General features: G+C 72.5%; 6 protein-coding genes and 4 tRNA genes. 1 reads left to right on the plus strand and 9 read right to left on the minus strand.

Features of this window, described 5'->3' with window-relative positions; all coding sequences use genetic code 11:
* Window positions 1-109 precede the first annotated feature (109 nt).
* The gene (locus ABD841_RS32955) at window positions 110-1,150 is read left to right on the plus strand and encodes a hypothetical protein (RefSeq protein ID WP_344979954.1); all 1,041 of its coding nucleotides are present in this window, start codon (window positions 110-112) and stop codon (window positions 1,148-1,150) included.
* A gap of 169 nt (window positions 1,151-1,319) precedes the next feature.
* Here the strand turns inward: ABD841_RS32955 and ABD841_RS32960 are convergent, their stop codons facing one another.
* The 9 genes from ABD841_RS32960 to ABD841_RS33000 form a co-directional block, all read right to left on the minus strand.
* On the minus strand, window positions 1,320-1,697 hold the full coding sequence (locus tag ABD841_RS32960) for a thiol-disulfide oxidoreductase DCC family protein (RefSeq protein ID WP_344979956.1): 378 nt from the start codon (window positions 1,695-1,697) through the stop codon (window positions 1,320-1,322).
* 10 nt (window positions 1,698-1,707) lie between these two features.
* Complete coding sequence (locus tag ABD841_RS32965; protein ID WP_344979958.1) at window positions 1,708-3,558, minus strand: endonuclease/exonuclease/phosphatase family protein; 1,851 nt, start codon at window positions 3,556-3,558, stop codon at window positions 1,708-1,710.
* 127 nt (window positions 3,559-3,685) lie between these two features.
* Window positions 3,686-4,606, minus strand: a complete 921-nt coding sequence (locus ABD841_RS32970) for a hypothetical protein (protein WP_344979960.1) — start codon at window positions 4,604-4,606, stop codon at window positions 3,686-3,688.
* A 65-nt stretch (window positions 4,607-4,671) separates the two neighbouring features.
* Entirely contained in the window at window positions 4,672-5,559 is an 888-nt protein-coding gene (locus tag ABD841_RS32975) for a hypothetical protein (RefSeq protein ID WP_344979962.1), read from the minus strand.
* A gap of 322 nt (window positions 5,560-5,881) precedes the next feature.
* A tRNA-Val gene (locus ABD841_RS32980) sits at window positions 5,882-5,953 on the minus strand.
* Between the two features lie 14 nt (window positions 5,954-5,967).
* Window positions 5,968-6,039 (minus strand) — tRNA-Gly (locus ABD841_RS32985).
* A 74-nt stretch (window positions 6,040-6,113) separates the two neighbouring features.
* Window positions 6,114-6,184 (minus strand) — tRNA-Cys (locus ABD841_RS32990).
* A 25-nt stretch (window positions 6,185-6,209) separates the two neighbouring features.
* Window positions 6,210-6,281 (minus strand) — tRNA-Gly (locus ABD841_RS32995).
* Window positions 6,282-6,373: 92 nt separating this feature from the next.
* Window positions 6,374-7,798, minus strand: a 1,425-nt coding sequence (locus ABD841_RS33000; RefSeq protein ID WP_344979964.1) for an N-acetylmuramoyl-L-alanine amidase, incomplete at its 5' end; no start/stop codon positions are given.

Below are 7,798 nucleotides of genomic sequence, written 5' to 3' on the forward strand. Positions count from 1 at the left end.
AAATTCTCACATGGGCAATATCACAACGAATGTAATTTAAGTCCCGGCATACTCATGAATTCCGTATCTTGCTCCGTCGATACCGGCGGGAACCGACGAGGAGGGTTTCATGAGCGCGATGACGGCCGTACCGGTTGAGCCATTCGGTTTGACACGGAACGGCGGCGGCCTCGCAACCGGCATCCCGGCCATCGAGAAGGAACTCACCCGGGTGACGCTCGGCACCGTCCTGGCCGAGGCCAACCGCGTCGCGGCGCGGAAGGGGCCGACGGGAACCGGGGCGTTCGCCGGGATGAACCCCAGGCCGGTGGACTGGTACTGCTTCAACACCGGCGACAACACCACCAGGGAGTGGTACCCCCAGGGGCTGAGCTGCGCCTCCGACGCCGGGATCGACGGGGGCACGTTCGTGGTGAGCTGGTACCACAAGCCGTCCTCGGGCCAGGAGCGGGGCGTGCGCCTGACCTTCCTCGACCCGGCGACGCTCCGCTACCGCCACGTCCTGCTCGTGCGGGCCCTCCCCGACGGGGACATCGCGCCGATCAACATCCACGCCGGGGGCGTCGCCTGGTACGCCGGCCTGCTCTACGTCGCCGACACCAACCGGGGCCTGCGCGTCTTCGACACCCGCCAGATCTTCGAGATCGACGGGGACGACGACGGCGTGATCGGCAGGAAGGGCGGGGCCTACAACGCCTTCGGCTACCGCTACGTGATGCCGCAGACCGACGCCTGGACCGCCGCCGGGGGCTCCGCCCGCTTCTCCTTCGTCGCCGTCGACCGCAGCACCGAGCGCCACACCCTGATCTCCGGCGAGTACGTCGACGAGCCGGGCGCCGTGGGCCGGGTGGCCCGCTGGCCGCTGGCCGCCGCGGGCACCCCGGAGGCCGACGGCGGGACCGCCCGGGCCGCGGACGCCTACCGGCTGCCCGTGGACAAGGTCCAGGGCGCGCTCTCCCACCGCGGCACCTGGTACCTCAGCCAGGCCGCGGGCGCGGCGCGGAACGGCACCCTCGTCGTCGTGGGCGACACGGTGCGCAGGCGCCCGTACCCGGTGGGCCCGGAGGACCTCACCGTCCGCGACGGCAAGACGCTGTGGAGCGTGACCGAGTTCGCCGGCCGGCGCGTGATCTACGGCGTGCCGCTCTGAGCGTGCGCCCGGTGGGCTCATGCGCGTCCGGTGGGCTCATCGTGCGCCCGGCGGCTTTCGGAGAGGCGCCGGCCCGGCGGGCCACCCCGTCAGCGCGAGCAGCCGCCGCCCGGGGAGACCGGGACGGCGGCTCCGCCGAACGGTTCGACGCCGGTGAGCGGGGCGTCCCTCATCTCCGCTCCGGCCGCAGCGCGCAGGCGGGAGTGCCGCCGGGCAGGCGGTGCCGGTTGGCGGCGATGAGCCGGTAGAGCCCTTCGGCGGCCCACCGGAACGGCGGGATCCGCAGCACGAGCCCCGGCACGCTCCACGGGAGACCCGCGGCGGACAGGAGCGCGGCCACCGCCTGCGCCCCGCCGCGCACCCGGCCGCCCTCGACCCAGAGCACCTCGCGCTCGGCCCGCTCCCGGGTGGTGCCCAGCGCGGCCAGGTCCTCGACCTGCCAGGGGGAGACCCGGGCGCGGACGCCGATCCACCGCTCGGCGAACCGGACGCTCGTCGTGCAGAAACCGCAGTCTCCGTCGAAGAGCAGCACTGGTTGTCCCGTCATGGCACCGAGACTAGTCCGCGGGGACCAGGGTGACCGCGATCGGGCGGTGGTCGGAGTACGGGACGTCGGGGTTGACCTGGTCCTTGCCGGCGAAACCCGGGGTGACGAGCACGTGGTCGATCTGCTCGGCCGGGCGGTCCCCGGGGACGGTGCTGAACGGCCGGACCGGGGCGAGGGGGTCGGTCAGCTCCGAGTCGAGCAGCACCTGCCAGGCCCGGTCCCCGGGCTCCAAGTTGAGATCGCCGGCCACGACCACCGGGGCGCCGCTCCGGGTCGCGTCCCTGACGATCCGGCCGAGCTGCTCGACCTGGTCGAGTTCGCGCCAGCCGGGCGGCGGCTGCAGGTGGGTGCCGATGACGGTGACCGCCTTGCCCCGCCAGTTCAGGCCCACCTCCAGCGCCTGCGCTCCGGTCGGGCCGCCCCGGACGAGCACGTGGTTGCGGATGGAGGTGATCGGCAGACTGGTGAGCAGGGCGTCGCCCCAGACCTCGTCGGCCGCCGGGGCCCAGACGTAGTGCATGCCCAGCCGTTCGGCGATCAGCCGGACCCCGTCGTGGCCACCGTTCAGCAGCCAGCCCCGGTCGGCCTCGCTCAGCACCACCACGTGCGGCCGCATCGCCCTGAGCGTGTCCGCCTGCTGCTCCAGCGAGAGCCTGCCGGACTCGCCGAACCCCATCCGGATGTTGTACGCGGCGATCCGCAGCCCGTCGTCCGCCGGCGTCCACCGGGGCCGTTCGCCCTGCCACAGGGGGACGGCGGCCACCAGGACGACGGCGGCTCCCACGGCGGCGAAGAACCCCCGGCTGTGGGAGACGCGCGGCAGGCACGTACCGCGGGCGAGCCCCGTGCCCGCGACCGCCAGCGCCGCGGTCACGGGAACCCACTGGTTGGGCAGGTAGAGGTCGTAGGCCGCGTAGTAGCCGAAGGCGAGCACGACGAACAGCAGCATGCCCCCGGCCACGGCCAGGCCGCGCCGGACCGGCCGGTCGGGGCCGGAGGTCGCCGCGGCGTGCGCCAGGCAGGCCCCCAGCGCGACCTGGCCCACGATCTGCGCGGCGATCGTCCAGCCGGGCGCCACACCGTGGACCCCGTCCACGGTGGCCCGGCCCAGTGTGAACGCCACCGCGGAGCCCACCAGGGCGACCGCGGGCAGCAGGGGGCGCCGCAGGAACGGCAGCGCGGCGGGCACCGTCGAGACCACCGCGAACGCGGCCACGACCACGGCCGCGGTCTGCTGGGCCGAGACGGTCGCCGCCTGGGCGTGCGCGGCGTTGCCTGTGTAGAGACCCCACAGCAGGACGGCCGGGCCGACCGCCAGCCAGGCGCGCGGGGCGCCGGAGCGCTCCTCCCCGGGAGGTCCCGCCCGCAGCAGGGACCAGCCGAACAGCGACAACTCCACCGCCACCGCCAGCCACGGGAGCGGTCCGGGACGCCACATCAGATCGATGCCGTCCAGCGCCGTGTGGATCACCGTGGCGGCCGCCAGACCGGCGATCACCCCCGCCATCGCGGGCCGGGCGTCCCGGGCGTCCATCGCGGTCGCCACCAACCAGACCAGCCCGGCCAGCAGCCCCGCGCTCGCCACGTACAGCTGCGGGTCGCCGCCGCCGGTCAGTTGTAGCGCCAGCCGGGCCGAGAGCAGCGCGACCGCGGCGCCGAGGGCCACCAGCGGCGGCCGGACACGCCGGGCCAGCGGAACCGCGAGGAAGGCCAGGACGAACCACGACAGGGCGTACAGGCCCATCATCTCCGCGGGGGTGCTGCCCGCCCGGCCGAACAGTGTGATCAGCGACGGGAGGAAGACCCGGAGCACGTCGACCAGTACGACGACGCCGAGGGCGACGTCCAGGCGGATCCGCATGCTACCTCCAAGGAATGCGAGCTATCCTCGCCTTCTTCGGAGGCGGTGACAAGAGCGTTCCAAACCCGCGGCGGCTCCACCGCGGGCGGGGCCGGCCGCGGCCCACCCGCGTCACTTCCCCCACGTCTCACGAGTGTCCGCCGGGACGGTCGCCGCGGTCCCCGGCGGCGGGGGGCGCGTCCCGGGGCGGGGGCGGGCCGTCCAGGTGGCGGAAGGCCTCGTGCGCCGAGCGGACGCTGTCGCGCAGCGCCCGCTCCAGATGGCTCGCGTCCTCGCTCAGCCGGCCTATCTCCGGTATGGAGAAGCTGTCGGCACCCGACTCCGCGAGCAGTTCCTCGTACCGGGGGAGGCGGGAGCGCAGCAGCTCGATCTGCTCCTGGGCGCGCAGCGCCCGCTCGGCTTCGGAGACGTGCCCGGCGTAGCGTTCCAACGCCTCCACGCGCGCCACCACGGCGGCCTCGCTGGCGGCCAGGGCCCGCTCCAGCGGCGCCATCGCGGCGGCCACCTCCGAGCCGCCACCGCCGCGGGTGAACTCGTGGTGCTCGTTCCGCAGGGCCGACAGCTTGGTCAGCAGCCGGGCGATCTCCCACTCCTGCGCGGGCAGCATCGCCGTGTTGCGCGTGTCGTCGAGCAGGCCCAGGGCGTTGACCCGGGAGCGGAGGACGAAGTCGATCGCCTGCTGGGCCCGGCCGAGAAGCTGGCCCGCGTTGTAGTCGAAGTCCTCGGGCAGCAGGTAGCGGCCCTCGTACCGGCGGGCCTGCAGGTAGAGGTCACGCTCGGGCGACTCCGCCTCCAGCGGCTCGCGGCCGCCGGTCAGGCCGACCATGATCACCATGGCGAGCAGCGACATGACGAAGAAGAGCATCTGCCCGATGTCGATGACGAAGAGCAGGGAGACCAGGAAGAGCGTCGCGGTCAGGCCGCCGATCCGCAGGCCCCACGCGGGCGCGCGTGAGGGTCTCGGCGGCGGCTCCGGGACCCACCCGGCGCGGATGCGCGACAGCATCGACCCGTGTCTGCGGAACAGGTCGGCGGTCTGGACGGGCACTTCCGGATCCACCACCACGCGCCGCACAGGTTCGCCCCCTTCGCCCGCTCAGGATCGTCCTGAAGTCATCCGTCGAGATGCCGGAACGCCTCGTGCGCCGAGCGGACGCTGTCGCGTAGCGCCCGTCTGAGCGTGTCGGCGTCGTCGCTCAGATAACCGATCTCCGGTGTGGAGAACCTCGCCGCGCCCGCCTCGGCGACGAGCTGCTCGTACTCGGGCAGGTGCGCCCGGAGCGCGTCGATCTGGCTCTGGGTGCGCAGTGCCCGCTCGGCTTCGGAGACGTGCCTGGCGTAGCGTTCCAACGCCTCCACGCGCGCCACCACGGCGGCCTCGCTGGCGGCCAGGGCCCGCTCCAGCGGCGCCATCGCGGCGACCACCTCCGGACTCCTGCCGCCCCGGGCGAGGTTGCGGTGCTTGGCCCGCAGCGCCGAGAGCTTGGTCAGCAACCGGGCGATCTCCCACTCCTCGGCCGGCAGCATCACCGAGTTGCGCACGCTGTCGAGCATGCCCATGGCGTTGACCCGCGACTGGAGGATGAAGTCGATGGCTCGCTGGACCCGGCCGAGCAGGTCCCTGGAGCTGTAGTCGAAGTCCTCCAGGATGAGGTAGCGCCCCTGCCACTGCTGCGAGTGCCGGTACACGACGTTCTCGACGGAGTCGACGGGGGAGGGTTTCCTGGCGATGTACACCACGGTGAGGATGAGGAGGTACAGGCTGATCAGGGCGCCGACCAGGAAGGCCATCACCTCCGCTCCCGGTCCGGCGAGGGGGACGGCGAGCGCCCCGGCCCCCGCGGTGACGCCGAAGATCGCCAGGAGCGACCGCGGGATCCGCGGGCCGTCGATCTCCCGGGGGATCCGCCCGGTACGGAAGCGGTAGAGCAGCGGCCCGTTCCGGCGAAGAAGATCGGCAACGTCCGAGGGCACCTCCGGATCGACCACCACACGCTGCACAGGCTCGCCCCCTTCACCGTGGATCAAGAGCATAGCGATTAACCTGATTTAAGGTTATGCGTCCTCCCATGGTGCCTCTTTGTTCGCCCGAATCGTGTGGCAAAAAAGATGATCGTAATGTTTTCCGGGGCGCCGGCGGCCCCCGGTGCGCTCCTTCGCGGGGCCGCCCCTGTCGCCGCCGTCCCGCGGAGCGGGCACGAGCGGCTCCGCGCCGGGGCGGCCCCGCACGCGGCGGAGCGGGCAGTCCGGGAACGGTGGCGGATGGCTGCCGGACAGTGGGGAAAACAAAGAACCCCAGGTTGTTCACCTGGGGTTTCTTGAGTGGACGATACTGGGATTGAACCAGTGACCTCTTCCGTGTCAGGGAAGCGCTCTCCCGCTGAGCTAATCGTCCTCGGGGGAACTCAGAGCGGAAGACGGGATTCGAACCCGCGACCCTCACCTTGGCAAGGTGATGCTCTACCACTGAGCCACTTCCGCGTGTGTGCTTCGGGTTTCCCCTCGGCGCCTGCACTACTTTACCGGATCCCGGAGGGTCCGTTGTTCGTGCACTGAGGTGGAGACGGGATTTGAACCCGTGTAGACGGCTTTGCAGGCCGTTGCCTCGCCTCTCGGCCACTCCACCAGTCAGGCCCTCGCGGACCTGCCGGAGCGGAAGACGGGATTCGAACCCGCGACCCTCACCTTGGCAAGGTGATGCTCTACCACTGAGCCACTTCCGCGTGACCCCCGATCGACTGCTCCGGGGGCACGTGGAAAACTCTAGCGCCTCCGCGGGGTGGATGCGCGCAACCGAGCGCCATCCGGAGGATCTTCATCCGGGGAGCAGCCGGACATCGGAGGCTCGGACGTACATGATCCGGTGCCCGAACTGGATCTGGTGGTAGCGGGTCGCGCCCCGGACGATCCGGTGCTCGGCCGGGTCGAAGGTGGTCGCCCTGAGGTAGGAGGAGCGGACGGTCATGCCGACGCTGTACGACTGCCCGGCAGGCAGCGAGTACTGCAGCGGGGTCAGCTGCTGCACCGGGACGCCCCGGGGGTAGGCGGCCTTCTCCGGGTAGGCCCTGCCGTACACCTTCACCGAGGACAGGCCGGGCCTGGGCGTCACCAGGGGGCCGGTGGCGCTCACGGACGTGCGGGCGCCGGCCGGGTCGCTGAACCACGCCTTCTGGCCGAGGTACCAGATCGCGGTCCAGTCGCCCCTGCGCTCGGCGAGCGCGTACCGCTGGCCGGTGGAGGCCCGGGCGGCGTGGTCGTAGACGCTGTAGCTGGAGCCGCCGTCGGGGTGCTTGCCGACGTCCTCGACCAGCGGGGCGGTGGGGGAGGGGCGGGTGCGCAGCCAGACCGACGCCCCGCCCAGACGGGGACAGCCCCCCTTGCAGCCGGTGAAGCCGGGGGCGTTGGTGGCGTAGTCGGGCTTGATCAGCACCGAGTGCCCGGTCCGGGCGGCCGGGGCCTTGGCCAGCCTGCCGAGCAGTTCGACGTCCGAGGCACCGAACGGCCTGCCGAGCAGCTCGAAGTAGTGGGCCCAGTCCCAGTAGGGGCCGGGGTCGTCGTGCATGCCGCGCACGGTGTCGGGGGCGGTGCCGGGCACGTTGTCGTGGCCGAGGATGTGCGCCCGGTCCAGGGGGATGTCGTACTTGGCCGCGAGGTGGCGGACCAGCCTGGCCGAGGAGCGGTACATCGCCTCGGTGAACCAGGCGCCGCCCTTGGCCAGGTAGCCCTCGTGCTCCAGGCCGATGGAGCGGGAGTTGACGTACCAGTTCCCCGCGTGCCAGCCGATGTCGCGGCCCCGCAGGTGCTGGGCGATGTGGCCGTCACCGGAGCGCAGGGTGAAGTGCCAGCTCAGGTAGTCGGGCTTCCTGGCCAGGCGGGTCATGACGTCGTACGTCGTCTCCCCGTCGTGGATGACGATGTAGTCGATCCGGCGGTCGCCGGTGTAGCGGTCGTGGTTGCCGTACCCGCCGTTCTTGAGCCGCTGGTAGGCGGCCGGGATCCACTGGCAGGAGACGCCCGCCGGGCAGTCGGGCGCGCCCGCGGCGCGGCGCTGGGCCGTGCGGTCGCGGTCCCGCGGCACGGACAGGCCCGGGATCGCCGGGAGCGAGACCCGCTCGCCGTCGTCGGTCACGCGCGTGGCCCCGGCCCGGATCGTCGCGAAGACCTCGTCGGCGAAGGACCGCGCGGCCTCCGTGCGCGCCACCCGCCTGACGGCCGCGTAGCCGCCCCGCGCCGCCGGCGC

The organism is Streptosporangium fragile (assembly GCF_039534445.1).
In the GTDB taxonomy this organism is placed as follows: domain Bacteria; phylum Actinomycetota; class Actinomycetes; order Streptosporangiales; family Streptosporangiaceae; genus Streptosporangium; species Streptosporangium fragile.

Bases quoted from the DNA above. Each gene is read 5' to 3' on its own strand.
- ABD841_RS32955 (WP_344979954.1), top strand. From the start codon at position 110: ATGAGCGCGATGACGGCCGTACCGGTTGAGCCATTCGGTTTGACACGG.
- ABD841_RS32960 (WP_344979956.1), bottom strand. From the start codon at position 1,697: ATGACGGGACAACCAGTGCTGCTCTTCGACGGAGACTGCGGTTTCTGC.
- ABD841_RS32965 (WP_344979958.1), bottom strand. From the start codon at position 3,558: ATGCGGATCCGCCTGGACGTCGCCCTCGGCGTCGTCGTACTGGTCGAC.